This is a genomic window from Halolamina sp. C58 (genome assembly GCF_051195095.1).
In the GTDB taxonomy this organism is placed as follows: Archaea; Halobacteriota; Halobacteria; order Halobacteriales; family Haloferacaceae; genus Halolamina.
In genome coordinates this window covers 571,007-594,447 of sequence record NZ_JBNTJY010000002.1, presented here as the reverse complement: position 1 = coordinate 594,447, position 23,441 = coordinate 571,007, and the positions used below count along the sequence as shown (strand labels likewise).

Sequence of the window (23,441 nt, the reverse complement as noted above, 5' to 3'; positions counted from 1 at the left end):
ATTAAAAATTTCTCCCTCCGGTCGTTACAGTTCTGCCAGCACCTCGTCGGCGTCGTCGAGATACTGTTCGAGGGTCGCCTCGTCGTGGGCGGCCGACAGGTGGTGACGCTTGTAGGGGTTCGGCGTGAAGAAGTGGCCGCGATCGAACATCCCCTGGGCGAACGCGCGGAACCGCTCGCCGTCGAGGCCGACGACGTCGGCGTAGGAGCGCGGCTCGCCCGTGACGCCGAACTGGGGGGCGAAGATGCTCCGGTGGCCGACGACACGCCCCTCGATGCCGTGATCGTCGAGCAGGTCCGCCAGCCCCTCCCGGTACCGATCGCCGAGTTCGGTGAGGTGGTCGTGGATTTCGCCCCCGTCGAGTACGTCGAGCGTCGCCCGCGCGGCCGCCAGCCCCGAGGGGTGCCCCGAGTAGGTGCCGCTGACGACGACGCCCGACTCGTGGTCGCCGCCGGCCCGGGCCATCACGTCTTCGCGCCCCCCGACCGCCGCGACCGGGTAGCCGTTGCCCAGCGCCTTCGCGACGCAGGTGAGATCCGGCGTCACGCCGAGCTCGGACTGGACGCCGTTCGGCGCGTGACGGAACGCGGTGATCACCTCGTCGAACACGAGGGGGATATCGTGGCTCTCGGTGACCTCCCGGAGCGTCCGGAGGAACGACTCTCGGGGGTGGAGACAGCCTACCGAGTGCGGGATCGGTTCGAGGATCACTGCCGCCAGATCGTCGGCGTGCTCGCGGATCGTCGCCGCGGCCGCGTCGGCGTCGTTGAACGGCTCGACCAGCGTCGCCGCGACGGCCTCGGGGAGCATCCCCTCGGACTCGGGGTGGCGCTCGCCGAGGCGGTCGGCCGGCGGGTACACCGACACGTCGACGTAGTCGTGCCAGCCGTGGTAACACCCCTCGAACTTCAGCACCTTCCGGTTGCCCGTGTGGGCGCGGGCGAGCCGGATCGCGTGGTAGGTCGCTTCGGTGCCGCTGTTGCAGAAGTTGACGCGCTCGACGCTGGGCAGGCGGTCCACGAGTCGCTCGGCCACGTCGACTTCCAGCGGCGTGGTTCCGGCGCCGTACAGCACCCCGCGGTCGAGCTCCTCGCGGACCGCCCGGTCGACTCGCTCGTCGTTGTGGCCGAGCACGACCGGGCCGAACCCGAGGTGGTAGTCGGTGTACGTTTCGCCGTCGACGGTCCGGATCGTCGCCCCGTCTGCGGCCTCGAAGGCCACGTCGCCGAGGTCGAACGCCTGCGCGCGCAGCCCCGTCTGGGCGCCGCCCGGGACGACGCTCCGGGCGCGTTCGACGATCTCGCCGGCGGCCGATCGGCCGTCGTCCGGGGGCTCCCCGGTGCCGGCAGACCCTGGCCCGCGAGGCTCGTCGCTCATGCGGTCACTCGCCCTCCGCGTCGACGACGTACTCGGTGACGCTCCCGAGGTTCATCCCGATCGCCAGCAGGACCGCGATGAGGACGATGATGAGCGTCGAGATGGCGTTCATCTTCGCCGTCGAGTTGTACTTGATCAGCCCGTACATCGTGACGGTCAGGACGTTCTCGGTGCCCTGAACCATGAACGCGCGGATGAAGTCCTCGAACGACCGAATCCACGCGAACACGGCGCCGGCCATCACCGCCGGGCGGATGATCGGGAACGTGACCTCCCAGAACGTCTCCCACTGGTCGGCGCCCAGGTCGCGGGCCGCCTCCTCGACGCTCGAGTCGAACGCGTACAGTCGTGAGGAGACGATGAGCACGACGAACGGCAGCCCGTAGAGGCTGTGGGTGAGGATGATCGTGAACAGCGAGAGGCTCATCCCCAGAACGGTGTTGAAGAACACCAACAGCCCCAGCCCGAGAACGATACCGGGGACGATCATCGGCGTGATCAGCAGCGTCCGATAGGTGTCCTTCCAGGGGAAGTCGTAGCGCGCCAGCGCGAAGCTCGCCAGCACGCCGATCACCGTCGCGATGCTCGCGGCGACGGTGGCGACGAACGCGCTGTTGAGCACGGATCTCATGATGAGGCCGTCGTTCAGCGCCGCCACCATGTGGCTCAGCGTGAACCCCTGGAACGGGAACACCGTCGAGGCGTTCTCCGCGACCGAGAGGAAGATCATCACCGTCAGCGGTAGCCAGAGGAACACCAGCGTCAGCACGGTCACGGCGTACAGGAGCCGCGAGATGGTGCGTTGACGCATCTCAGATCCCCCCCAGATCCTCGATATCGATGTACCTGAAGCTCAGCCCGAACAGGATCAGGATAGTGACCACGATGATCATACTCGCGGCGCTGGCGTAGTCGACCTGGTACAGCGCGCCGACGCGCTGCTCGATGTACATCCCGAGCATCAGGATCTTCCCCTGCCCGAGGAACCGGGGCGTGATGAACGCCCCCAAGCTCGGGACGAACACGAACAGCGACCCCGCGATCATCCCCGGCAGCACGAGCGGGAAGATCACGTCGACGAACGTCTCGACCCGGCTGGCGCCGAGGTCGCGGGCGGCCTCGACCAGCTCGAAGTCGACGCCGTCGAGGCTGGCGTACAGCGACAACAGCATGTACGGGAAGTAGGCGTGGACCAGCCCGACCACGACCGCGGCCTCGCCGTAGGGGAACAGGTTGGTCGACCCCGCGATCAACCCCAGCCGCCGGAGCACGGCGTTGAGGATCCCCCCGTCGCCGAACAGCAGCAGCCACGAGTACGCCCGGACGATGTACATCGTGAAGAACGGGAGCAGTACGAGGAAGATCACCAGCCCGAAGCTCCGTTCGAGCCGCGTCACCAGCGCGTAGGCGACGGGGAACGCGAGCGACATGGTGATGATCGTGGTGACGACAGCGATCTTGAACGAGAGCAGGACGACCGACGTGAACGTCCCGCCCTCGAACAGCCCACGGTAGGACTGGAGGTTCGGCTCCCAGATCACCTGAAACGTCGTCGGGTTCACGCGGGCGAAACTCAGCGCCGTCATCAGCGCGACCGGGGCCAGCAGGAACAGCGCGAGCCACACCAGGCTCGGCCCGGTTGTGACTGCGAGCTTCCGCTTCTCCGAGCGGAGCCGCGACATGAGCCGCTCCCGGGTCTCCCGATCGACGATAGAGAGAACGCGCATGAGTCAGTGTGACTCAGGCGTCCTTGACTTCCTCCCACGCGGAGATCCAGGCCTGTTCGTCCTCCATCGGCTTGAATGGGATCAGGCTCTCCATCCGCGAGGGATCGACCATGAACATGTTCTGCTGTTCCTCGGTGAGGTGCTCCTCGATGCCGGGGTTGGTGGTCGGTGCCCCCCCGGCCTCCGCCAGCTGAGCCCCGATCTCGGGGTCGAGCATGGCGTTGATCAGATCCTGCACGGCTTCCTTGTTCTCGGACTGTTGGGAGATGATGGCCGCCTCGTACCACGCGAGGCCACCCTCCTCGGCGACGGTCGTCCCCGCGCGGGAGACGCCGTCCTGCTGGAGCTGGACGATCTCGTTGCGACCGCTCCAGCCCGCGTAGACGTTCTCCTGCTGGTACGCCTTCACCCACGATGGGTTGCCGGCGAGGTAGCCGAACAGCAGCGGCTTCTGGTCGATCAGCGCCTGCTTGCACTCCTCGAGCTGGGAGTCGGACAGCGACACGGTGTCGCCCTCGAAAGCGTCTTGGAACCCGAGGTGAAGCGCCGCCATCCCAAGCGCTTTGAAGTGGTTGTCGTAGACCGCGATCTTCCCTTCGTACTCGTCGTTCCACAGCGTCTCGGTCGTCTTCCGGCCGGACTCGGACACCTGCTCTTTGTCGTAGGAGATGCCGTACCAGCCGAACCGGATCGGGACGCCGTACATCGACCCGTCGTACTGGAACTGTTGGTTCGCCAGGTCTTGGAACGACCCGTACATGTCTCCCCAGTTGCTGATCCCGTCAGTGTTGATGCTCTGGAGGAGATCCGCCTGGTAGAACTTGTTCACCAGGTTGTTGTTCGGCAGCGCCATGTCGAACTGGTCGGCCCCGCCCGCGTTCCACTTGCTGAACATCTTCGTGGAACTCGTCATGGCGGTCATGTTGATCGTCCGGCCGACTCGCTCTTCGAGTTGGTCCTGCACCTCGGTGTAGTCGTTCCAGACGATGATGTTCAGCGGACCGCCACCGCCGCTGCCGCCGAACGGCCCGATACAGCCGGCGGTCGCAGTCAGCCCGGCGGCGCCCGCCGCCGCCAGGTACGTCCGGCGGTCGACCGTCCGATCAGAACTGTCGTTACGACTCGTGTGTTCCTCGTTGTCGTGTGCCATCGATTCACACCTTAAGAATCCCCCCGGATAAAACTACTGTATCCTTGAAAGACTCTCGCACGGCCAAACATCCCGGTCGCCGTGAATCGGACGGAAAACGGCCATCGCGCCCGTTCCTCGGAAGGCATGGTGTACCGTGCCACTGTGTCGCTAGGTTCTTAACCACGGGTCCTGCTACACATGTGCATGGCCGCAGACCAGGAGTCGGTGACCGAACCGGACGGCTCCCCCGGCGAGGCGCTCGTCGAACTCGATGGGGTCCGGAAGGAGTACGGCGACGTTACGGCCGTCGACGGACTCGATTTCGAGATCCGTCGCGGCGAGTTCTTCTCGCTCGTCGGCCCCTCGGGCTGTGGGAAGACGACGACGCTCCGGATGATCAGCGGGTTCGAGACGCCGACGGCGGGGACCGTCTACATCGACGGCATCGACGTCTCCGGCGTCCCGCCGAACGCTCGGGACACCAACCTCGTGTTTCAGCATCTGGCGCTGTTCCCGCACATGAGCGTCGCGGAGAACGTCGGCTACGGGCTGGACAAAGCGGGCGTCGACGGGTCGACCCGGGACGACCGGATCTCGGAGTATCTCGAACTGGTCGACCTCGGCGGGTTCGAGGAGCGCAACCCGACGGAGCTCTCCGGCGGGCAGCAGCAGCGCGTCGCGGTGGCGCGGGCGCTTGTCAACGAGCCGTCGATGCTGCTGCTTGACGAGCCGCTGGCCAGCCTCGACCGGAAGCTCCGCAAGCAGATGCAGGTCGAACTCCGGGCGATCCACGAGAAGACCCAGGGGTCGTTCTTCTACGTGACCCACAATCAGGAGGTCGCGATGACGCTCAGCGACCGCATCGCGGTGATGAAAGACGGGCACATCGAGCAGATCGGCGCGCCCGAAGAGATCTACCGGAACCCCGCGACCGAGTTCGTCGCGGACTTCATCGGCGACACCAACCTCTTCGACGGCGAAGTCGTCGAGCGGGACGGTGAGACCGTCGTCCAGATCGGCGGCAGCGAGGGGTTCACGGTCCCTTCCGGCGGGAAGTCCGGCCACGTGAGCGTCTCGGTCCGGCCGGAGGACTTCGAGTTCACCGACGGCGAGGGCGACTTCGCGGGCGAGGTCGTCGAACGCTACTTCCAGGGGGACCAGACCAACTACATCGTCGACCCCGACGGCGACCTCGACAACGTCCAGGTCGTCGTGCAGGGCCGCGAAGGCGGGGTCGAACGCGGCGAGCGCGTCTCGGTCCGCGTCGTCGAGGGCACCCCTTCGGTGTTCTGAGTCCCGGCCGCCCTGCAGGCGGCGATAGCGTTTTTTGTTGGCTCGCCACAGTATCGTTCCGTATGGACGACCCACGTCGGCCCAATGGCTCGGCTCTGCCCGACAGCGCTCGGGGGGCGGTCTGAGGGGATCCCATGCCAGCGGTCCCCGAACCGGCGTTCCGCGCACTGCTCGCCGACTGCTCGCGGTCGACGTTCGCCGCCTTCGTCGCGGATCTCTGGGCGGCACAGGGGAAGTCGGTCGAACGCGAGGACGACCGACTGCTCGTCGACGGCGAGCTGTTTCTTCCCGTGCAGGAGTCCGACGCGGAACCGCCCGACGACGGCCGACTCGTGGTGGCAGACTCGGTCGCCCACGACGCCGACGCGATCGGTGCCGCAACGCTGCACGAGATACTCCTCTACGGCCTCGACCGCGACCGTGCGGCGGCCGTCTTCGAGGAGCACTTCGGGCGGCCGATCGACGACGACTGGTCGGACCTGACCGAGGACTCACCGGCCGGCGACGCCCCGACCAAGACCGCCGAACCGGAGTCCGCCGAGGAGCGCTCGATCGAGGGGACGGCACCGGTCGACGACGCCGAAAAGGATGCCGAGGATCCCGATTCACCGGCGGCGCACGAGACAGAACCGAGCGAGCCGCCGGTGCTCCCCGCGCCGGCTCGCGCGTTCGTTCGCTCGTTCGCGAGTGTGGTCCCGCGCGATCGCGACGAGGTCGTTGCACTCGCCCGCGATCGACGCGTGCAGGCGGCCGTCCTCCTCGTTCTCGCCGTCTCGGCCGGCGGGTGGTGGGGGCTGTTCGTCCACCAGCCGGCGCCCCAGACCCCGAACGAACTCCCGTTCGAGGCGGCGGACGCGACGTTCCCGGTCGAGGACTCCTACCGCGTCGTCGCCCGCCTTCACACGACCGTCGACGGGGAGACGTACTCGATTACGGGCACCCGGACGTTCGTGCCGGGCGACCCGTCCGTGACGCTCCTCCGGTGGAGCTACAGCGGCCCGGACGGCCGGACGACGGTCGTCCGCTACGAGCGCAACGGGAGCTACACGCGACAGAGCTGGCGGAACGCCGCCGACTACCGGAGCTTCCGGGATGCCGCCCGCGACACCGAGGAGTTCGTCCGCGCAGTCGACGCGACGCGGACGGTGTACACCGCCGATCCGGACGGCGTGAGCGTCGGCGGCGTCTTCGGCACCGACGTCCCGCTGTCGATGCTCGCGCAGGTGCCGTACGAGCAGCGCGGCACGACCGAGTACGACGGTCGAGAAGTGGCCCGCTACGTCCCGGAACCAGGCTGGGTGACTCGGGCGTACGGCCTGCTCGGCGATCGCCGGGCGACGTGGGTCCGCACGACGAACGGGGAGGTGCTCGTCGCCCCCGACGACGGCCGCGTGCTGCACGCCGATGTCGAGGCGACGGTCGTCGACGCCGAGACGTGGTGGGACGCGCTGACCGGCTCGGGGAGCGGCATGACGGTCAGGTACCGCGTGGAGTCGGACGTCGAGCGGCCCGCGGCGCCGCCGTGGGTCACGGAGATCGACACCGGAAACGGGAGCGACTCGCCGACTGAAACCCCGACTCCCACCTCGACCCCTTCGACGGCGTGAGGCGAGACGAACCGACTACCGCCACCACTCCCCGAGCACCCGCCGCCAGTTCCCGTACGCGATCGCTTCCCGGTCCGCGCGGTCGAACCCTCGCTCTTCGAGCCCGTCGAGCACGTCACGCAGCCCGGTCACGTCGCCGACGGCCTCGGGCACTGACGCGCCGTCGAAGTCCGACCCCAGGCCGACGTGCTCGACGCCCATCCGGTCGGCGAAGTACTCGATGTGGTCCAGCAGCGTCGACAGTTCGGTGTCCTTCCCGCGCTCCCCGTCCGGCCGGAGGTGGGCCGTGCCGAACGTACAGCCGACGATCCCGCCGCTGTCGGCGACGGCGTCCAACTGCTCGTCGGTGAGGTTCCGCGACGCCGGCGAGACGCCGTGGGCGCCGGCGTGAGAGACCACCAACGGTGCGTCGACAGTCTCGGCCACGTCCCAGAACCCCGCGGCGTTCAGGTGGGCGAGGTCGACGACGATCCCCCGATCCTCGCAGGCCTCGACCAAGTCGAAACCCGCGTCGGTCAGCCCCGGCCCGATGTCCGGCGTCGCGTCGTGCTCGAAGGGAACCCCGTGAGCGAAGGCGTTGGGGCGCGACCAGACGAGCCCGAGCGACCGCAGGCCGGTTTCGTATAGCGAATCGAGATTTACGAGCTCCGGATCGACGGCGCCCGCGCCCTCGATGTGGGGGATCCCGCCCACCGCGTCGCCGTCGAGACAGGCGTCGAGATCGTCGATATCGCCGATCACGCGGAAGCGGTCGGTCGCGTCGGCCCAGTCGTGGAGCGTCTCGAACTGCTCGTCGACGATCCGGCGGGCGCGCTCGTGATCGACCGCCGGCGGGAGCTCGCTCCAGTCCTCCTGCTCTCCCTCGTTCGGGACGAACGCGGCGAATATCCCGGCCGCGAGGCCGGCTTCCTCCGCACGGGCGAGATCGAGGTGGCCATCGGGGTCGTCGCGCTCGGCGAGGAAGTCGCCGCCAGCGCGGTCGCTGGTCGCGGCGAGCAGCGTGTCGTTGTGGCCGTCGATGATGGGGAGCACGCCTCGTTCCTCCGGCCGCCCCGACTTCGAGCTTCCGGCACCCCCCGCGGTTGCCGGAACGAAGCGCCACCCTTCAAGCCAGTCGCCGCCTCCCATCCGGTATGAGCGACGGCCTCTGTGTGGAGTCCTGCGAGCGCTGTCCCGCGCTCGTCGAGTCACGAAGTCGCATCGTCGACGGCGTCGGGCCCGCCGACGCCGACCTCCTCTTCCTCGGCGAGGCGCCCGGCCAGCAGGAGGACGAGGGCGGCGAGCCGTTCATCGGCCGGTCGGGCGACGTGCTCGACGAGGCGCTGCGCGATGCCGGGCTCGCGCGCTCGGACGTCCGCATCACCAACTGCGTGCGCTGCCGGCCGCCGGAGAACCGCGATCCCCACAAGGAGGAGCTTGCGAACTGCCGGAGCTACCTCGAACGCGAGATCGAAGCCGTCGACCCCGAACTGGTCGTCACGCTCGGCAAAGTCCCCAGCGAGCACCTGCTCGACCGCGACGTGGCGGTGACGAAGGAGGCGGGCGACGTGACCGACGCTCGGGTCGGCGACCGTTCCCAGCGCGTGCTGATTTCGGTCCACCCGGCGGCGACGCTGTACGACGCCTCCCAGCGGGACACGTTCGCCGACGCGATCGCCCGCGCGGCCGAACTCGCCGGCGTGGCCGACGGCGAGAGCGGGCAGTCGCGGCTCGGCGACTACTGACGACAGGAGCGGGCCAGAATCCCCGTCGCTACTCCGACTTCTCCAGCAGCGCGCGCCACATCACCGACTCCTCGTCGCTGGCGGGGTGGCCATCGACGCTGTCGACGACCGTCCACGGCGTGCCGACGGTCGCGTCCCGCAGCCGCCCGACGGAGAACAGCCGGAACAGCAGCGTCTCCCCCACGTCGCCCTCGTACTCGCTGTGGAAGACGCGGCGAGCCAGCCCCGGTTCCGGGTCGTCACGGACGGCGAACAGGTCGGATTCGACCGCGCGCTCGGGGTCGTAGCCGTCGAGCATCGCCGTCGCGTCCGGCGTCGTGACGTGTGCGAGATCCGCGAGGAACGCCCGCAGCGCGTGCTGGCTCGGGGCGAGCTGGAGCTGCGAGCCGATCGACAGCACCGCGTCGAAGCGGCCCCGACCGAACTGCTCCCGGAGCGCGAACATGTCGCCGACGCGGGCGTCCTCGACCCCGCGCTCGCGCATCGTCTCGACCAGATGCGCGCTGGGGTCGATCGCGACGGTCTCGACGCGCTCTTGGAAGTACAGCGCGTCCCGGCCCGCGCCGGCGCCCATGTCCAGCAGCGGGCCGTCGACGCGCGGTTCGAACCACTCGTCGGGTCGGTGATCGCCGAAGTAGAACGCCTCGATGGCGTGTTCGCGGCGCTCGTCGCCGTCGCGGTCGATCAGCGGCTCGGCCCGCTCGCCGCGGTGGTGGTCGCGGATCGCCCGACCGAAGGGGTCCGACATGGGCCGTCGTCGGAGCGGGATCGGCAAAGGAATTCTGCGACAGTGTGACACAGTAACGTACCGAGCGCCGCGACGGAAAGTCACTTGAGCGCCCGAACCGCAGGCTCGCGTATGGACTCCCACGCCGACGTGGTCGTCGTCGACTACGGCCTCGGCAACCTTCGCAGCGTCACGAAAGGGCTGGAGCGGGCGGGCGCGTCGGTCACGATCTCGGACGACCCCGAGCGGTTCGACGACGCCGACGGCGTGGTGCTGCCCGGCGTCGGCGCGTTCCGCGAGGGGATGGAGAACGCCGACCCGTACCGGGACGCGCTCGAAGACGTCGCGGCCTCGGACCGCCCGCTGTTCGGCATCTGTCTGGGGATGCAGATGCTGCTCTCCGAGAGCGAGGAGGCCGACCACGAGGGACAGGGCGCCGTCGAGGGGCTCGGCTTCGTCCCCGGGACGAACGTTCGCTTCCGCGGCGACCAGAAAGTCCCGCACATGGGCTGGAACGAACTCGACGTGACCCGCGAGCACCCGCTCGTCACCGGCGTCGAGGGCGGCCGCGGCGGCTCCGTCGACGGCGAGCACGCTTACTTCGTCCACTCCTACTACGCCGACCCGGAGGACGACCACGCGGTCGTCGCCGAGACCGACTACGGCGTGACGTTCCCCGCGATCGTCGCGAACGACGACGGGACGGTGTTCGGCACCCAGTTCCACCCCGAGAAGAGCGGCGAGACGGGGCTGACGATCCTGAAGAACTTCGTCGACCTCTGCTGAGGCGTTTCAGGATCTGAAACGCTGCGGGAGCGTTATGGTTCCCCGACACGAACGCCCGCCGTGTCCCCCATCGGCTCCTCCATCCCCCGGAAGTGGCGCGCCCCGCTGCTGCTCGGCGGCGCGTCGATCCCGTTCTCGATCGTGAGCTACCTGCAGTCCGACTCGACGATGTCGCTCTGGCCGGTCGTGATCGCGGGATTGGTCGCCGGCTACCTGATCGACGACGACCGCGTCGGCGCCCGGACCGGGTTCGTCGGCGGGCTGGCGGTGTTCTGGATCGTCGCGGAGATGCTGCTGCTGGTGCCCGAACTCACCGGGCCGTGGTGGTTCCTCGCCGCCGCGGTCGGCATGAGCGTCGTCTTCGCGAGCCTCGGGCTGGCGCTCTCGATTCTCCTCGCCGAGGCGGCAGCGCGCGTCGGCGGCTGGCTCGCCCGCCGTCGGGGGCGATCGCGCTCGACCGCCGGCGCCTGATCCGGGCTCGGCGTCGTGGCTCCGGGCAGTCAGTTCAGATCCGCCCGGACGAACAGCGCGCCGCCGACCACCAACGGCACGACCGTCCACGCGAGCAGGATCGCGGCGAACGCCCACCACTCGACGTACACCGGGACCGGCGGCGCGACGTTCGCGGCGATCCCCGGGTACTCCCCGCTCGTCACGGAGATGGCCGCCATCACGAGCGCGCTGTAGGCGCCGGGCGGGCTGAGTCCCTGCAGGAACACGAACCACCCCGGCACCGAGGCTCCCGGCGTTCCACCCACGATCGCGAGGTGGACCCCCTGTGGCAGCAGGTCCCAGAGCAGCGTCAGGCCGAGATACGCGGCGATCCCGACGGTCATCGCCCGCGACCGCGTCGGCGTCGCCGCCGAGATCCCGACCGCGATCCCGACGAAGGCGACGCCGAGGCCGGCCGTCAGCGCCGTCACCGCGAGGAACGCGACCGCCGGGAGGCCGCCGTACAGCGCCCGCCCGACCGCGCCGGCGAGCAGGAACCCGGCGCCGACACCAAGCGCGACGACGGCCCCGCGGCCGAGGAACTTCCCGAGCACGATCGTCCGTCGGTCGGGCTCCAGCCCGAGCAGGATCCGGAGGCTCCCCGACTCCCGCTCGCCGGCGAGCGCGAGGTAGGCGGCGACCAACGCGACGATCGGCACGAGGATCGCCGCGAACTCGCTGGCGGCGCCCAACCCCTGCAGCGGGTCGGCACCCAGCGCCGGCACCAGCAGCGGCACGCCCATCGTGGCGGCGACGAACAGCGCGACGAACCCGACGAGCGCCCAGAGCAGCCGCGAGCGCACTGCGTCGTCGAACTCCTTCCGGGCGATCACGAGCGCGTTCATCGCGACACCTCGGGGTGGACGTACGCCCGGAACAGGTCCTCCAGCGACGCCTCGCGGGCCTCGAAGTCGAGCAGTTCGGCGTCGCTGTCCCGGATCGCGTCGAGTACCCGGAGTTTCGCCGCCGGCTCGGAACAGGTCGCGGTGATCGTGTTCCCCTCGACGGTCACCGCGGAGACCCCCACGATCGCGCTCACGTCGAGGTCGGCGGGCGGCGCGTCGACGGTGACGCTGAGCGTCGCGCCGGTGCCCAGCGTCTCCCGGAGCCCGTCGATCGTGTCGGTCGCGACCAGCCGACCGCGGCGCAGAATACCTACACGGTCACAGACCGCCTCCACCTGACTCAACACGTGACTCGAGAAGAACACCGTGCCGCCCGACTCAGCGTGATCCCGCGTGATCTCCCGGATGTCCCGGATCCCGTCGGGGTCCAGTCCCGAGGACGGCTCGTCGAGGATCAGCAGCTCCGGGTCGCCAACGAGCGCGATCCCGAGCGCGAGGCGCTGGCGCATCCCCTTCGAGTAGGCGCCCGCCCGCCGCTGGCCGGCCGTCTCGTCCAGTCCGACGCGCCGGAGCAGCTCGTCCGGATCGTCGTCGGCGTCCTTGAGGTCGATCGCGTACGCCAGATGCTCCCGCCCGGAGAGCCGGTCGTAGAGGCTGTACCCGTCGGGGAGCACGCCCACCCGTTCGTGAACCGCGTCGGCCTCGGACTGGGCGTCGTAGCCCAGCACCGTCGCCGTGCCGGCGGTCGGCCGGACGTAGTCCAGCAGCACGTCGATGGTCGTCGACTTCCCCGCGCCGTTGGGGCCGAGGAAGCCGAACACCTCGCCCGTCTCCACGGTCAGATCCAGGTCGTCGACGGCGTAGACGTCCGCTCCGTAGCGCTTGGTCAGCCCCCGCGCCTCGATCGCTGCCATCACCGCCCACCCCGTCCGCTCGGCCGCTCCGCCGCGTCTGGTCGCTCCATACCGGGCTCTGGCGCCCCTGGCGGTTATAGTTTATCAATAATTTGATGTTTTGACAGCCGCGTTACTCAAACGTCCTTGAGCGAGCGGTCGTCGACCGAGACCGTGCCGTCGGCGTCGATCCGTGCGGCCAGGGACGACTCGCCGTGGTGGAGCGTGATATCGAGCGCGAGCGGCTCCCGGTCGCGTACCCGGCGATCGGCGTCGCCGATGAACTCGGGGAGCCGCCAGAGCGGCAGTTCGGTCACGTCGACGCCGTGCTCCCAGTAGAACGAGACGACCGCCGGGTGGCCGAACAGCGGCAGTTCGACCGGCGCGAACAGCCGGAGATCACACTGGGAACACGTCGCGACGCAGGCGTACCCGTCGTCGGGCCCCGCCTCGATCGCCACCGTCGTCAGCCCGTAGCAGGTCGGACAGGAGCCCGCGATCGCGGTGCGGTACTCCCGAAGCGCCCGGCGGTTGCAGGCTCGGAGCGTCTCCATCGCGTCCCGCCCCTCGGCTTCGGCGGGCGAGAGATCGTACGTCACCACAGTCTCCCCGCAGTCGCCGCACGCGACTTGGAGGTGCGGATCGTCGTACTCGGCCCGGAGCGTCGTCGATTCACACGCCGGACAGAGCCCCTCGACGGTCACGGGGTCGAACGACGGCGTCCCGGTGTACATCCCCGCCCGGATCGATCGAACCACCCGTTCGCCCGCGCTCGTGGGGCGATAGTTGCCGTCGACCTCGCGAACGAACTCCGCCGTCAACCGATCGAGGTGGTAGGAGAACTGCGAGCTGCTGTCGATCCCCGTCCGGTCGTAGAGTTCGGTGAACGGGAGCCCCGGCGCCCCCTCCTCGACGGCGACGACGAGCGTCCGCAGGATCTCGACCCGGTGCTCGCTCCCCAGCGCTGCGAACGCGTTCTCGCTCACGGGTGGGCCTGCGTTCGGTGAGGAGAAAAGCCTCCGGCTGGGTGTCGGGATTCGGTATCGACCCGTCGATACGTGGACCGAAACCGTGCCGACGCTATCGCTGGTCGGCGTGAAAACGGACTGTCGCCGTAGGGGCGACGAAGAAACCGTTAGTTGCGGACGAGGTTCGTCGCGCGGGGGCCCTTGTCGGCCTGTTCGATGTCGAACTCAACTTCCTGCCCTTCCTCGAGGTCGTCGCCGCCGACATCTTCCATGTGGAAGAAAACGTCGTCGTCCGCGTCCTCAGTGGAAATGAAACCGTAGCCGCCCGTGTCGTTGAAGAAATCAACCTTACCGTTTGCCATTGCAAACAAACGTATGCCCCGTCACGGGATAACCCTTCCGAGGGTCGTGGTACCACGACCTGTGACCGACGAACGTTCGCGGTCGGTCAGCCCACCACGCCGAAGCCGTACTGGGCGTACGGCCAGAAGTGGTAGAGGCCGACGCCGACGAGCACCGCCGGCACCGTGGTGTAGATCGTCGCGATGAGCGCGGCCTTCGCATCGATCGCCAGCAGCGGGAACAGCGCGTCGCCGTCCTGACTGATCGCGTTGGCGGTCAGCGCCGAGAACGGCACCGCCTCCTCGATGGCGTACAGCTGGGCGAACACGATGTGGGCCGCACAGCCGGGGATCAGCCCCAGCAGCGCACCGAACACCGGCGTCAGCACGCCCGCGGAGTTCGCGAGCGCTTGGATGTCGAACGCGAAGATCGCCATCCCGTACTCGTAGAGCAGGTAGCCCGCGATCACCCAGACGGTCACCATCGCGGTCTCCATCGCGGCGTGTTGGAACGTCTTGTACAGCGTGCCGAAGCTGTCCCGGCTCCGGCCGACGTCGCCCGTTCCGATGTAGTGCCGGCCGACGAAGTAGAGGTAAAAGGAGAGCGTCGTCCCGAGCAGGCCGGCGACCGTGAACAGGCCGTCGTAGCTGAGGCCGACCTCCCACGCCGGCTCCACCGCTCCCTTCGCGAGGTACATCGTCCCGGCGACGAGCGCGCCCACGAGCGTCACCCACCAGAGCACGTGAACGCCGTGGCTGACCCGTTCGAGTAGCGCGGTGTCGGGGAGGTATCCAGGCAGACTCCTGCCGCCCTCGCGATCGGGCCGCTCGTACTCCGGGACGCTCGGGCCGCCCTCGGCGACGCTGCTGGTGGCGAAGCCGCCGTCGGTGACGGGGCGGCTCATCCGCTCGACCGCGCGGTCGACGTGGCCCACGCCGAGCCCCCAGAGGTCGATCGAGTAGCCGAACGCAACCGCGGCGACGAACGCGAGCCCGTACGCGTAGATCGCCGCCTCGGGCGCCAGCGCGAGGATGATGAACGCCGAGTCGCCCGCGGTCGCGCCGAGCGCGGCGACGACGGTGCCGAAGCTGACGGTGCCGCGGATGTACAGCGGCATCGCGATGATGGCGCCGCCACAGCCCGGCGTCACCCCGAGCAGTCCGCCGACCAGCGGCTGCGCGCGCTCGTGTTCCTGCAGCAGTTCGGTCAGCTTCCCGTCGAACCGGTACTGGACCAGACTGAACAGGAGAACGGTCGCGCCGACGAAGCCGGACACCTGCACGAACCCCTCGCGCCAGGAGCCGATCAGGATATCGAGCGCCGTCCGGACCCCGGGACCGAACAGGTCGGGCGGCACCTGCAGCGGGATCACGGGGAACCACCGTTTCGGACCGCCCGTGGCGGTCCAATGTGTGCGTCGTGCATGGGTCTTCTTGTCGTACCATGAACCGCCCAACTACATAGTTGTTCTCCTCGCATCCTATTTTTAGACAAATCAAAACCTCCCGGTAGTGGGAACCGTTTTGCCCCGGCGGACCCGAGTCCCGGTATGGACGCAGGGTTCGACGCGACGCTCCGGGCCGACGACGTTGCCTTCGGCGAGCGCGACGCCGAGTTGCTTCGGGCCGTCGACGAGGCGGGGTCGCTCAACGCGGCGGCGTCGAGGCTGGGGCGGTCGTACTCCAGAGCCCACGGTCGGTTGACGGATCTGGAGGACGCGTTCGGCTCGCTGGTCGAGCGCCAGCGCGGCGGCAGCGGCGGCGGGGGGAGCGTCCTCACCGAGCGTGCTCGGGAGCTGTTGGCGGCGTTCGAGCGCCTGCGCGCGGGCTACAGTGCGATCGCGGAGACGACGGAGACGGTCTTCGAGGGCGACGTGACCGAGCGCGACGGGGAGCTCGGTACCGTCGAGACTGCCGCGGGGACGGTCCGGGCGCTGGTCCCGCCCGAGGCGGAGTCGGTCGAGGTGGTGTTGCGGGCCGACGCCGTGACCCTGCACGACCCCGCCGACACGCCGACCGGTGACGCGACGAGCGCGCGGAACCGCTTCTCGGGTGAGGTCGTCGCGGTCGACCGCGGGGAGTCGATCTGTCAGGTCTCGGTCGACGTGGGCGCCGACGCCCCGCTCGTGGCGCTGGTGACTGAGGAGAGCCGCGACCGGCTCGGACTCGAACCCGGCCGCGCGGTGGTGGCGTCGTTCAAAGCGACGGCGACCCGCGCGACACCGCGGTAACTGCCGACCGCGGTGGTGGAAGCGACACCGCGGTAACTGGCAAGCGCAGTCGTGGAATCGACACCGCGGTAATCGGTGACCGCGAAGAACTGTCTCAGCCGCCACAAAGTTCTCTTATCACACACCAGTACCGCCTCGCGCATGCTCGACGCTGATTTCGAAGTGTGTACCGAGTGCGGTAACCTCCACATGGAGGGCGGCGCTGCCCCGTCACACGTCGAGGAGTGTGCGGTCTGTGGTGGGCGAACCGACGACGTGGAACTGGACGATATCGTCGGCCTGTAGTCGACCCGCCGACGCGCTTTTCTCCGCCCCTCGTGAACGCGGGGGTATGCAAGTCGTCACGCTGGGTCCGGCGGGGACGTACTCCCATCGCGCGGCGGGGTCGATCGCCGACGACGGCGTCAGCTTCCGGGAGTCGGTGACGGAGATCGTCGCGGCGGTCGCGGACGGGGAGTTCGACCGCGGCGTCGTCCCCGTCGAGAACAGCATCGAGGGCTCCGTCGACGAGAGTCTCGACGCGCTGGCCGACCGCGAGGTGAGCGTCGTACAGGAGGTCGTCTCCCCGATCCGCCACGCCCTCCTCGCACAGGGGCCGGCGTTCTCGACCGTCGCCTCTCACCCGCAGGCGCTGGCTCAGTGCCGGGAGTACCTCGCGGAGCACTACCCCGACGTGAGTCAGGAGGCGGTGGCGTCGACCGCCCGCGGGGTCGAGCGCGCTCGCGAGGACGCGAGCGTGGCGGCGATCGGCCACCCTGCAAACAGCGACGACACGCTCCAGCGCATCGCCGAGAACATTCAGGACCACGACTCCAACGCCACCCGCTTCCTCGTCGTCGCCCCCGAGAGCGAGCGCTCCGACGCGGGCGGGAAGACCAGCATCGTCGCCTACCCCGGCGCGAACTACCCCGGCCTGCTGCTCGAACTGCTGGAGTCGTTCGCCGATCGGGACATCAACCTCACCCGGATCGAGTCCCGCCCCAGCGGCCGCCGACTCGGGGACTACTGCTTCCACGTCGACATCGAGGCGGGGCTGTACGAGGCCCGCACGCAGGCGGCGTTGGCGGAGATCGAGGCCGTCTGTGCGGACGGCTGGGTCAAACGGCTCGGCTCCTACGACACGACGCACGTCGTCGGGTAGCGATCAGAACCCACCGAGGGCATCGGGCTCGGCGGGCCGGCGGTAACCCTTAACCCTCCGTGGACCCACTTTTCGGGTATGAGTGGCCGCCGTGACCCGTTCGACGAGATCGAGGAACTGTTCGAGCAGCTGAACTCCGGCTTTGCCGACCTGACCGGGGAGTTCGAGGGCGCCGTCGGCGGCGGGATCCACGTCGACGTGGCCGACGCGGACGACGAGATCGTCGTCGTCGCGGACGTGCCGGGGTACGAGCCCGACGACATCGACGTGTCGGTCAGCGACCGCCAGCTCACCATCTCGGCGGAGCGCGGCAGCGAGTCCGAAACCGACGACGACACCCAGTACTACCGCCGCGAGCGCACCCGGCGGGCGGTCAGCCGCACCGTGACGCTCCCGACGGCCGTCGACGAGCACGCGGCGTCGGCGAGCTACGAGAACGGGGTGCTGACGGTCGAACTGCCGAAGGCCGACGGCGACGACGGGATCGATATCGAAGTGAGTTAGATCGGTTCTTCTGGGTTTTCGTGGTGGTTCTGTTCGGTGGTAGCGGCGATCGCGACGTTTCGGTTCGTTACCGCGACAGCAACAGCATCTCGACCGTTGGCAACTGAGACAGCACCCGCCACAGCAACCGCATCTCGGTCGTAGACCACTTGCGACCGCAGAGCGCCGGGCACGAGGCCCGGCGCTGCGCCGAGTCCCCACCCCTCCCCCCGCGCTCGCCGACCGCTGGCGAGCGCGAGGCGTCCACCGCCACCGCAGCCGGCGGTGGCGTGCGACGTGAGCGCCTCCGTGCGCGAACGAGCGCGCGAGGGACGAACGACCGCAGGGAGTGAGTCGGCTGGGGAGGTCTGAGGGCTGTGCGGAGCGGTTGCGGTCGCAAGTGGTCAGGCTCGCTCCGCGGCGCTGTTCGCGGTTGCGGTGCCGTTCACGACCCTACCAAAGCGTTCTCAGAATGGACATCCCGCACAAACAGTCGTTAACCGATCCACCCCGGAACCTCACTCCCGGCCGTCAAGCCACCCCTGCATCGCCGTATCGGTCGCGATCGAGACGGCGAAAAACAGCACCGGCACGACCGCGTTGATCGCCCAACTCACCGCCGAGCCCGTAGCGTAGTCGTACGCCACCAGCGCGACGAACACCACGACCGCGGTCACGACCCGTCGACGGAGCGACTTCCCGGCGATCTCCATACCGTCACTGGGTCGCTCGGCCCGAAGAAGCTCCCGGTTACCCCCGGAGCGTCTCCACGGGCCGCTCGTTCGCCGCCTTCCACGCCGGGTACAGCCCGCTGAGCAGGCTCGCGACGACGGCGAAGACGAAGCCGAACAGCAGGTAGCGCATGCTCGCCCACTCGAACACGAGCGTCGGATCGCCGAACAGCACCTGATTCAGCAGCAGGCCCACGCCGAGCGCCACGATCGCGCCCACGGCGCCGCCGATCACCCCCAGTAGCCCTGCCTCGGTCAAGATCATCCGCAGCACCTCGCCGCGCCGGATCCCGACTGCCCGCAGCACGCCGATCTCGCCCCGACGCTCGATCGTGCTCATCAGCATCACGTTGAGGATGCTGACCGCCGCGACGACCAGCGAGATCGAGCCGATCCCGATCAGCGCGAGGTTGAGCGTGTTCGTCAGCGAGTCGATGCTCTCCTGCACCGCCGCGAGCGTCGTGACGCTCACGATCTCCTCGCGGCCGTTCATCCCCCGCTCCACACGATCGGCGACCGCCTCCGCGGCCGCGCCGTCCTCGGCGACGATCGTGACCGTCGAGTAGTACTCCCGATCCGTCATCGCCGAGACCGGCAGCACGACCGACGCGCCGCCGCCGAACCCCTGCTGGGGTTCGAGGATCCCCCGAATCCGGTAGAGCTGCCCGTCGTACTCGATCGGGTCGCCGAGTTCGAGGCCGAACTCTTCGGCGACGCTGTTGCTCACCAGCGCGCCCGAGCGCAGGCGGTCGGGCACCTCCCCCTCTTGGGCGTCGTACAGCGCGCCGGCCTGTGTGAGCCCCGTGACGCTCACGCGCTGGGGCTCGCCGCCGGCGTCGATCGTCGTCGTCCCGGTCTTCTGGGCGATCACGTCCGCGTCGGCGACCAGCCGTTCGATGTTCCGGACCTGCGACTCCGTGAGCGCGGGCTCGGGGTTGTCCTCGCCGGCGGTGACGGTGACTTGGTTCGCGAGCCCGCCCAGTTCCTGGTTCGTGCTGTACTGGATCGAGGCGCCGGCCATCCCCAGCGACGCGATCGCGACGACGCCGATCACGATCCCCAGCGCCGCAAGCGCCGTCCGCGCGCGGTTGCGGCCGAGGTTGCGCCACGCCATCAGCGCGCTGGGGAACCGCCAGAGCCACGCTTCGACGCTCACTCCTGGATCACCCCGTCGACGAGGTTCACGACGCGATCTGAGTACTCCACCAACTGCTCGTCGTGGGTGACCGAGACGATCGCGATGTTCTCCTCCTCCTTCAGCCGGGTGAGTTCGTCGAGGATCGTCCGGCCGGTGTCCTGATCGAGGTTCCCGGTCGGCTCGTCGGCCAGTACGATGTCGGGCTCGTTCACCAGCGCCCGCGCGATCGCGACGCGCTGTTGCTGCCCGCCGGAGAGCTGTCGGGGCGTGTGGTCGAGCCGCTCGCCGAGCCCGACCCGTTTCAGCAGGTCGATCGCGCGATCGTGGCGGTCGACGCCGGTGTCCCACATCGACGGCAGTTCGACGTTCTCGACCGCGGTCAGCATCGGCAGCAGGTGGAAGTCCTGAAACACGAAGCCGATCCCGTTGCGTCGCTCCTCGGTGAGCTCGTCCTCCGTGAAGTTGGTCACGTCACGCCCTTCGAGCTTCACGCTCCCCTCCGTGGGCGTGTCGAGCAGCCCGATCATGTTGAGCATCGTCGACTTGCCCGAGCCCGAGGGGCCGATGATCGTCACCATCTCGCCGCGGTCGGCGTGGAAGTCGACGCCTTTCAGCGCCTCGATGGTCTCCTCGCCGCTCTGGTAGCGCTTCACCACGTCGGCGAGTTCGATGACGTGCATCAGCCCCTGTATCGACGGTACGCGATCGTGAGCGCGGCCCCGAGGCCGACCGCGAGGAGCACGACCAGCGCGCCGAGCAGCAGCGACCCCCCCGAGCCGCCGGAGCCCTGTCCACCGCCCGACGGCGCGGCGTCGCTCACGTCGAGTTCGACCACCCGCGAGAGCCGTTCGCCGTCGACGGTGTACTCGATCCGGACCGGCACCTCGGTCACCGACGCCGAGACGTTGGCGGTGAGCTGGAACGTCGCGAACTCGCTGGAGTCGACCGCGCCGACGAAGTACTCCTTGTTGGGGCTGACCGGCGTCACGCCCTCGGCGGCGACGACGCGCATCACGACCGAACTCGCGTCGAGGCTGCCGACGTTCGCGGCGTCGCCGCTGATCGTCACCACGCCGCCGCTCCGGCTCGCGTCGACGCCCGTGACGGTCACGCCCCTGGTCGGCGCCGGGGCGTACGACAGCGTCGTCTCGCTGGTCGCCGTCTCCCCGGCGGCGGTGTACTCGGCGATCACCGTCACCTCGCCCGGCGGGATCGCGCTCCCGTCGAGCGTGGCGGTTCGGCTCTCCCCCGCGGGCACGTCCGCGAGCCGCGTTCTGGTGACGGTCTCGCCGTCGACCACCGCGCGGAGCTGCACGTCGCGGAGTTCGACGTTGCCGAACTCCGACAGCGTCGCCCGCACGACCGACGAGCCGTTCGCGGTCGTCCCCGTCGCGGTCAACTGCGGGTCGAGGGTCGCGGCCTCCACGTCGGCGGTGACGTTACGCGTCACCGTCCGCGTGACGCCCTCGTCGGTCTTGTACGTCAGCGTCGCAGTCAGCGTCCGGCTGCCCGGCTCGTCGAACGTCGCGGCGAACGTGTGGGTGGTCTGGGTCCCCGACGCGATCGACGCGGAGACGCGCTCGGGGTTCTCTACGTCGGCCGCCCCGGTCAGCTCCAGCCGGACGTTCGAGAGCGGGCCGTCGTCGCCGTTGGAGACGGTCACGTCGACTCGGCTCTCCTCGCCGGCGACCGAGTCCAGCCCCGCGAAGGAGATCACGGCCTCGTCGGGCTCCTGCACGTCGACGTACAGCGGGTAGCTCACGGACTGGAAGTCGCCGTCGGCGTCGCGCACGACGGCGTTGACGACCAGTTTCTTCTCGCCCGGCTCGTCGATCGACATCGTCAGCGGGATCGCGCGCGTGTCGCCGCTCGCGATCGATCCCACGTCCTCGATGCGCGCGAGATCGCGGCCACTGCCGGACTCGCGAACGTAGATGTCGGTCACCTCGACCGGGCCGGCGCTCGACTCGAGGTTCGCGATCGTCGTCGTCAGCGTGAACGACTCCCCGGGCGCGGGCTGGTCGACCGAGAGATCCACCGACTCGATCGCCACGTCGGTGTTCGCCGCCGCGGCTGGGATCGCGACCCCGGCGACGACCGACAGCACGACCATCGCCGCGACGCCGAGCGATCGCCGGCTCACGGCGACCTCCGCCGCGTCGCCGTCCCGGCGGCCGATTCGTTTCCAGTCTCGAACATGTACTCCACTCCCGCTGAGACGACATTATACCTTTCGGAAGGAATATTACAACAGGACTGTAACCGCCGTCAGAACAGATGTACCACGACGGCTCCCGGCGACGACCGCAGCCCGGCCGCTCGGCACGTCGAGGCACCGATGCGTAGCGGCGACGACGAGGCGTTCGACGCGATGGGCCGGCTGGGGTTCGGCACCAACGAGGCCGAGGTGCTCGTCGCGCTCCACGAGCTCGGCACCGCGACCGCCCGCGAGGTGAGTCAGGCCGCCGACGTGTCGCGGCCGCAGGTGTACAGCGCGGTCGAGTCGCTGGAGAACCGCGGGCTGGTCAACGTCCAGCACGCCAACCCCCGCGAGTTCCAGCCCGTGACCGTCGAGGAGACGGGGTCGCTGCTCACGCGGCGGTTCGAGCGGGACATCGAACGGGTCACGGACCGACTCGAAGAGGCGGCAAGCCGGCGCGAGGGGCCGAGCGAGGAGCGCGAGGACATCTGGACAGTTCGGGGCCGGGAGGCCGTCACCGAGCGGATCACCCAACTGGTCCGGGACGCCGAGGCCCGGGTGGTGTTCGGCGTCAAATCAACCGACCTGCTGACAGAGGGAGTCCGCGAAGCGCTCGCGGAGCGTGCGGCGGCGGGCATGGACGTGACCGTACTCAGCACGGACGCCGCCGTTCGCGAGCGGTTCGCCGACGTCGCGGACGTGACGGTGTTCGCCCCGGAGATCCACGACGAGGAGGCCAACCACACCGGCCGGATGCTCCTGATCGACGACGATACCGTGCTCCACAGCGTGCTGGGCGAGGAGGAGCTCCCGGGGACCAGCCGCGAGACGGCGTACTGGAGCGCCGGCTCCGGCTTCGCGTCGACGCTCGTCGCGATGATGGAGCGGACGCTGCAGGCCCAGACGACGTAGGGCACCGATACCGTTTTGCGGGCGATCGCCCAAGCCGCGGGCGTGTCAGTCCCCGCCACACAGCGCGTCGTCGCGAGCCTGCTGGGGGCGACCGCCGTCTGGCGGACGCTCTCCGGGATCGCCGCGCTGGTGCGCTGGCTCTGGCTGGGCGAGCTCGTCGGCAACGGCTCGATGGCGCTGCTGCTGATCTCGATCGTGATCGGCCCCGTCGTCGGTGCGGGCGCCGGCGACGCCGCGCTCCGACACGGCTACTGGTCCCGGCACCGCCGGGCGCACCGGCGCCGGCTCGCCGCGGTCGCGGGGCTGCTCGTGCTCCCGTTTCTCGCGACGACGGCGGCGGGCTGGCTCCTCGGCAACGGCCCGCCGTCGCTGCCGCTGTACGGCTGCCTGACGCTGTCGGTGACGACGGCGGTGGTGCTGGGACTCGCCGGCTCAGGCCGTCACGAGTGAGAGCACGGCGACGCCGGCGCCGACCGCGAGCACCGGCACTGCGGCGCCGAGCGTGAGATACCCCGCGAGCGCGCCCAGCGTGACGGGCACCATCGCGAGGAGACAGAGGAGGCCGAGGCCGAACGCCAGCAGGGCGGCGCCGTCGCGGACCGTCGAGTGTGGGCTGCCGGCGTTGGTCATTCGTGTCCGTGAAGGGGCGGCTTCCGAGCAAAAGGGCTTCGGTCGGGAATCGCCCGTGTGAAC

At 69.3% G+C, this 23,441-nt stretch carries 27 protein-coding genes; 11 read left to right on the top strand and 16 right to left on the bottom strand.

Annotated elements, in window-relative coordinates; all coding sequences use genetic code 11:
* Positions 1 to 24: 24 nt before the first annotated feature.
* Genes ACQUSM_RS13685 through ACQUSM_RS13670 form a run of 4 tightly spaced genes read right to left on the bottom strand, consistent with a single transcriptional unit; the run spans position 25 to position 4,254 of the window.
* Positions 25 to 1,377 carry an aspartate aminotransferase family protein gene (locus ACQUSM_RS13685; RefSeq protein ID WP_435119448.1) on the bottom strand — a complete coding sequence of 451 codons (1,353 nt, stop codon included), beginning with the start codon at positions 1,375 to 1,377 and terminating at the stop codon, positions 25 to 27.
* 4 nt (positions 1,378 to 1,381) lie between these two features.
* Complete coding sequence (locus ACQUSM_RS13680; RefSeq protein ID WP_435119446.1) at positions 1,382 to 2,188, bottom strand: ABC transporter permease; 807 nt, start codon at positions 2,186 to 2,188, stop codon at positions 1,382 to 1,384.
* Between the two features lies 1 nt (position 2,189).
* A complete protein-coding gene (locus tag ACQUSM_RS13675) occupies positions 2,190 to 3,104 on the bottom strand; it encodes an ABC transporter permease (RefSeq protein WP_435119445.1) in 915 nt (304 codons plus the stop codon).
* 13 nt (positions 3,105 to 3,117) lie between these two features.
* Complete coding sequence (locus ACQUSM_RS13670; protein WP_435119443.1) at positions 3,118 to 4,254, bottom strand: ABC transporter substrate-binding protein; 1,137 nt, start codon at positions 4,252 to 4,254, stop codon at positions 3,118 to 3,120.
* A gap of 186 nt (positions 4,255 to 4,440) precedes the next feature.
* Between ACQUSM_RS13670 and ACQUSM_RS13665 the strand changes: the two genes are divergently transcribed.
* Complete coding sequence (locus ACQUSM_RS13665; RefSeq protein WP_435119441.1) at positions 4,441 to 5,529, top strand: ABC transporter ATP-binding protein; 1,089 nt, start codon at positions 4,441 to 4,443, stop codon at positions 5,527 to 5,529.
* A gap of 134 nt (positions 5,530 to 5,663) precedes the next feature.
* Positions 5,664 to 7,136 carry a hypothetical protein gene (locus tag ACQUSM_RS13660; protein WP_435119439.1) on the top strand — a complete coding sequence of 491 codons (1,473 nt, stop codon included), beginning with the start codon at positions 5,664 to 5,666 and terminating at the stop codon, positions 7,134 to 7,136.
* Positions 7,137 to 7,151: 15 nt separating this feature from the next.
* Here the strand turns inward: ACQUSM_RS13660 and ACQUSM_RS13655 are convergent, their stop codons facing one another.
* Positions 7,152 to 8,168, bottom strand: coding sequence for a dipeptidase (locus ACQUSM_RS13655; RefSeq protein ID WP_435119437.1), 1,017 nt, complete (start codon positions 8,166 to 8,168; stop codon positions 7,152 to 7,154).
* Positions 8,169 to 8,269: 101 nt separating this feature from the next.
* Between ACQUSM_RS13655 and ACQUSM_RS13650 the strand changes: the two genes are divergently transcribed.
* The gene (locus ACQUSM_RS13650) at positions 8,270 to 8,860 is read left to right on the top strand and encodes a uracil-DNA glycosylase (RefSeq protein WP_435119435.1); all 591 of its coding nucleotides are present in this window, start codon (positions 8,270 to 8,272) and stop codon (positions 8,858 to 8,860) included.
* 28 nt (positions 8,861 to 8,888) lie between these two features.
* Here the strand turns inward: ACQUSM_RS13650 and ACQUSM_RS13645 are convergent, their stop codons facing one another.
* Positions 8,889 to 9,608: a class I SAM-dependent methyltransferase gene (locus ACQUSM_RS13645; RefSeq protein ID WP_435119433.1), complete on the bottom strand. Its 720-nt coding sequence runs from the start codon at positions 9,606 to 9,608 to the stop codon at positions 8,889 to 8,891.
* A gap of 111 nt (positions 9,609 to 9,719) precedes the next feature.
* On the opposite strand from ACQUSM_RS13645, the gene hisH reads away from it, so the two are divergent.
* Together hisH and ACQUSM_RS13635 are read left to right on the top strand one after the other, a co-directional pair.
* Complete coding sequence (gene hisH, locus ACQUSM_RS13640; RefSeq protein WP_435119431.1) at positions 9,720 to 10,373, top strand: imidazole glycerol phosphate synthase subunit HisH; 654 nt, start codon at positions 9,720 to 9,722, stop codon at positions 10,371 to 10,373.
* A 60-nt stretch (positions 10,374 to 10,433) separates the two neighbouring features.
* Positions 10,434 to 10,844 (top strand): DUF5518 domain-containing protein, encoded by a 411-nt coding sequence (locus ACQUSM_RS13635; protein WP_435119430.1) that lies wholly within the window; start codon positions 10,434 to 10,436, stop codon positions 10,842 to 10,844.
* A gap of 29 nt (positions 10,845 to 10,873) precedes the next feature.
* Here ACQUSM_RS13635 and ACQUSM_RS13630 read toward each other — a convergent pair whose 3' ends face one another.
* The 5 genes from ACQUSM_RS13630 to ACQUSM_RS13610 form a co-directional block, all read right to left on the bottom strand.
* Positions 10,874 to 11,710: an ABC transporter permease subunit gene (locus ACQUSM_RS13630; protein ID WP_435119429.1), complete on the bottom strand. Its 837-nt coding sequence runs from the start codon at positions 11,708 to 11,710 to the stop codon at positions 10,874 to 10,876.
* Positions 11,707 to 12,624, bottom strand: a complete 918-nt coding sequence (locus tag ACQUSM_RS13625) for an ATP-binding cassette domain-containing protein (protein ID WP_435119428.1) — start codon at positions 12,622 to 12,624, stop codon at positions 11,707 to 11,709. The genes ACQUSM_RS13630 and ACQUSM_RS13625 overlap by 4 nt, the downstream gene beginning before the upstream one ends.
* A gap of 116 nt (positions 12,625 to 12,740) precedes the next feature.
* Complete coding sequence (locus ACQUSM_RS13620) at positions 12,741 to 13,589, bottom strand: DUF7351 domain-containing protein (RefSeq protein ID WP_435119425.1); 849 nt, start codon at positions 13,587 to 13,589, stop codon at positions 12,741 to 12,743.
* A 149-nt stretch (positions 13,590 to 13,738) separates the two neighbouring features.
* On the bottom strand, positions 13,739 to 13,933 hold the full coding sequence (locus tag ACQUSM_RS13615) for a cold-shock protein (RefSeq protein ID WP_053949249.1): 195 nt from the start codon (positions 13,931 to 13,933) through the stop codon (positions 13,739 to 13,741).
* A gap of 86 nt (positions 13,934 to 14,019) precedes the next feature.
* Positions 14,020 to 15,285 (bottom strand): putative manganese transporter, encoded by a 1,266-nt coding sequence (locus ACQUSM_RS13610; RefSeq protein WP_435119424.1) that lies wholly within the window; start codon positions 15,283 to 15,285, stop codon positions 14,020 to 14,022.
* Positions 15,286 to 15,462: 177 nt separating this feature from the next.
* Between ACQUSM_RS13610 and ACQUSM_RS13605 the strand changes: the two genes are divergently transcribed.
* The 4 genes from ACQUSM_RS13605 (at position 15,463) to ACQUSM_RS13590 (ending at position 17,788) form a co-directional block, all read left to right on the top strand.
* Complete coding sequence (locus ACQUSM_RS13605) at positions 15,463 to 16,143, top strand: TOBE domain-containing protein (protein WP_435119422.1); 681 nt, start codon at positions 15,463 to 15,465, stop codon at positions 16,141 to 16,143.
* A gap of 141 nt (positions 16,144 to 16,284) precedes the next feature.
* The gene (locus tag ACQUSM_RS13600; protein ID WP_202594697.1) at positions 16,285 to 16,428 is read left to right on the top strand and encodes a hypothetical protein; all 144 of its coding nucleotides are present in this window, start codon (positions 16,285 to 16,287) and stop codon (positions 16,426 to 16,428) included.
* Positions 16,429 to 16,474: 46 nt separating this feature from the next.
* The gene (gene pheA / locus ACQUSM_RS13595; RefSeq protein ID WP_435119420.1) at positions 16,475 to 17,284 is read left to right on the top strand and encodes a prephenate dehydratase; all 810 of its coding nucleotides are present in this window, start codon (positions 16,475 to 16,477) and stop codon (positions 17,282 to 17,284) included.
* 78 nt (positions 17,285 to 17,362) lie between these two features.
* Positions 17,363 to 17,788 carry an Hsp20/alpha crystallin family protein gene (locus tag ACQUSM_RS13590; protein WP_435119418.1) on the top strand — a complete coding sequence of 142 codons (426 nt, stop codon included), beginning with the start codon at positions 17,363 to 17,365 and terminating at the stop codon, positions 17,786 to 17,788.
* A gap of 497 nt (positions 17,789 to 18,285) precedes the next feature.
* Here the strand turns inward: ACQUSM_RS13590 and ACQUSM_RS13585 are convergent, their stop codons facing one another.
* From ACQUSM_RS13585 to ACQUSM_RS13570, 4 genes are read right to left on the bottom strand one after another with little or no spacing between them, the layout of a single operon-like run.
* The gene (locus ACQUSM_RS13585; RefSeq protein ID WP_435119416.1) at positions 18,286 to 18,480 is read right to left on the bottom strand and encodes a hypothetical protein; all 195 of its coding nucleotides are present in this window, start codon (positions 18,478 to 18,480) and stop codon (positions 18,286 to 18,288) included.
* 37 nt (positions 18,481 to 18,517) lie between these two features.
* Complete coding sequence (locus ACQUSM_RS13580) at positions 18,518 to 19,654, bottom strand: ABC transporter permease (protein WP_435119414.1); 1,137 nt, start codon at positions 19,652 to 19,654, stop codon at positions 18,518 to 18,520.
* Positions 19,651 to 20,316: an ABC transporter ATP-binding protein gene (locus tag ACQUSM_RS13575; protein ID WP_435119413.1), complete on the bottom strand. Its 666-nt coding sequence runs from the start codon at positions 20,314 to 20,316 to the stop codon at positions 19,651 to 19,653. The genes ACQUSM_RS13580 and ACQUSM_RS13575 overlap by 4 nt, the downstream gene beginning before the upstream one ends.
* Positions 20,316 to 21,779: a hypothetical protein gene (locus ACQUSM_RS13570; protein WP_435119411.1), complete on the bottom strand. Its 1,464-nt coding sequence runs from the start codon at positions 21,777 to 21,779 to the stop codon at positions 20,316 to 20,318. The genes ACQUSM_RS13575 and ACQUSM_RS13570 overlap by 1 nt, the downstream gene beginning before the upstream one ends.
* 195 nt (positions 21,780 to 21,974) lie before the next feature.
* Between ACQUSM_RS13570 and ACQUSM_RS13565 the strand changes: the two genes are divergently transcribed.
* Together ACQUSM_RS13565 and ACQUSM_RS13560 are read left to right on the top strand one after the other, a co-directional pair.
* Positions 21,975 to 22,748 carry a TrmB family transcriptional regulator gene (locus ACQUSM_RS13565; RefSeq protein ID WP_435119409.1) on the top strand — a complete coding sequence of 258 codons (774 nt, stop codon included), beginning with the start codon at positions 21,975 to 21,977 and terminating at the stop codon, positions 22,746 to 22,748.
* A gap of 42 nt (positions 22,749 to 22,790) precedes the next feature.
* Positions 22,791 to 23,198: a hypothetical protein gene (locus ACQUSM_RS13560; protein WP_435119407.1), complete on the top strand. Its 408-nt coding sequence runs from the start codon at positions 22,791 to 22,793 to the stop codon at positions 23,196 to 23,198.
* Here ACQUSM_RS13560 and ACQUSM_RS13555 read toward each other — a convergent pair.
* Complete coding sequence (locus ACQUSM_RS13555) at positions 23,181 to 23,378, bottom strand: hypothetical protein (RefSeq protein WP_435119406.1); 198 nt, start codon at positions 23,376 to 23,378, stop codon at positions 23,181 to 23,183. The genes ACQUSM_RS13560 and ACQUSM_RS13555 overlap by 18 nt on opposite strands.
* Positions 23,379 to 23,441: the final 63 nt, after the last annotated feature.

Excerpts from the sequence above, each read along its gene's own strand:
- ACQUSM_RS13615 (WP_053949249.1), bottom strand. The coding sequence starts at position 13,933 with ATGGCAAACGGTAAGGTTGATTTCTTCAACGACACGGGCGGCTACGGT.
- ACQUSM_RS13660 (WP_435119439.1), top strand. The coding sequence starts at position 5,664 with ATGCCAGCGGTCCCCGAACCGGCGTTCCGCGCACTGCTCGCCGACTGC.
- ACQUSM_RS13590 (WP_435119418.1), top strand. The coding sequence starts at position 17,363 with ATGAGTGGCCGCCGTGACCCGTTCGACGAGATCGAGGAACTGTTCGAG.
- ACQUSM_RS13685 (WP_435119448.1), bottom strand. The coding sequence starts at position 1,377 with ATGAGCGACGAGCCTCGCGGGCCAGGGTCTGCCGGCACCGGGGAGCCC.
- ACQUSM_RS13670 (WP_435119443.1), bottom strand. The coding sequence starts at position 4,254 with ATGGCACACGACAACGAGGAACACACGAGTCGTAACGACAGTTCTGAT.
- ACQUSM_RS13625 (WP_435119428.1), bottom strand. The coding sequence starts at position 12,624 with ATGGCAGCGATCGAGGCGCGGGGGCTGACCAAGCGCTACGGAGCGGAC.
- hisH (WP_435119431.1), top strand. The coding sequence starts at position 9,720 with ATGGACTCCCACGCCGACGTGGTCGTCGTCGACTACGGCCTCGGCAAC.
- ACQUSM_RS13585 (WP_435119416.1), bottom strand. The coding sequence starts at position 18,480 with ATGGAGATCGCCGGGAAGTCGCTCCGTCGACGGGTCGTGACCGCGGTC.
- ACQUSM_RS13605 (WP_435119422.1), top strand. The coding sequence starts at position 15,463 with ATGGACGCAGGGTTCGACGCGACGCTCCGGGCCGACGACGTTGCCTTC.
- ACQUSM_RS13665 (WP_435119441.1), top strand. The coding sequence starts at position 4,441 with ATGGCCGCAGACCAGGAGTCGGTGACCGAACCGGACGGCTCCCCCGGC.
- pheA (WP_435119420.1), top strand. The coding sequence starts at position 16,475 with ATGCAAGTCGTCACGCTGGGTCCGGCGGGGACGTACTCCCATCGCGCG.
- ACQUSM_RS13630 (WP_435119429.1), bottom strand. The coding sequence starts at position 11,710 with ATGAACGCGCTCGTGATCGCCCGGAAGGAGTTCGACGACGCAGTGCGC.
- ACQUSM_RS13555 (WP_435119406.1), bottom strand. The coding sequence starts at position 23,378 with ATGACCAACGCCGGCAGCCCACACTCGACGGTCCGCGACGGCGCCGCC.
- ACQUSM_RS13645 (WP_435119433.1), bottom strand. The coding sequence starts at position 9,608 with ATGTCGGACCCCTTCGGTCGGGCGATCCGCGACCACCACCGCGGCGAG.
- ACQUSM_RS13675 (WP_435119445.1), bottom strand. The coding sequence starts at position 3,104 with ATGCGCGTTCTCTCTATCGTCGATCGGGAGACCCGGGAGCGGCTCATG.
- ACQUSM_RS13575 (WP_435119413.1), bottom strand. The coding sequence starts at position 20,316 with ATGCACGTCATCGAACTCGCCGACGTGGTGAAGCGCTACCAGAGCGGC.
- ACQUSM_RS13600 (WP_202594697.1), top strand. The coding sequence starts at position 16,285 with ATGCTCGACGCTGATTTCGAAGTGTGTACCGAGTGCGGTAACCTCCAC.
- ACQUSM_RS13650 (WP_435119435.1), top strand. The coding sequence starts at position 8,270 with ATGAGCGACGGCCTCTGTGTGGAGTCCTGCGAGCGCTGTCCCGCGCTC.
- ACQUSM_RS13565 (WP_435119409.1), top strand. The coding sequence starts at position 21,975 with ATGCGTAGCGGCGACGACGAGGCGTTCGACGCGATGGGCCGGCTGGGG.
- ACQUSM_RS13680 (WP_435119446.1), bottom strand. The coding sequence starts at position 2,188 with ATGCGTCAACGCACCATCTCGCGGCTCCTGTACGCCGTGACCGTGCTG.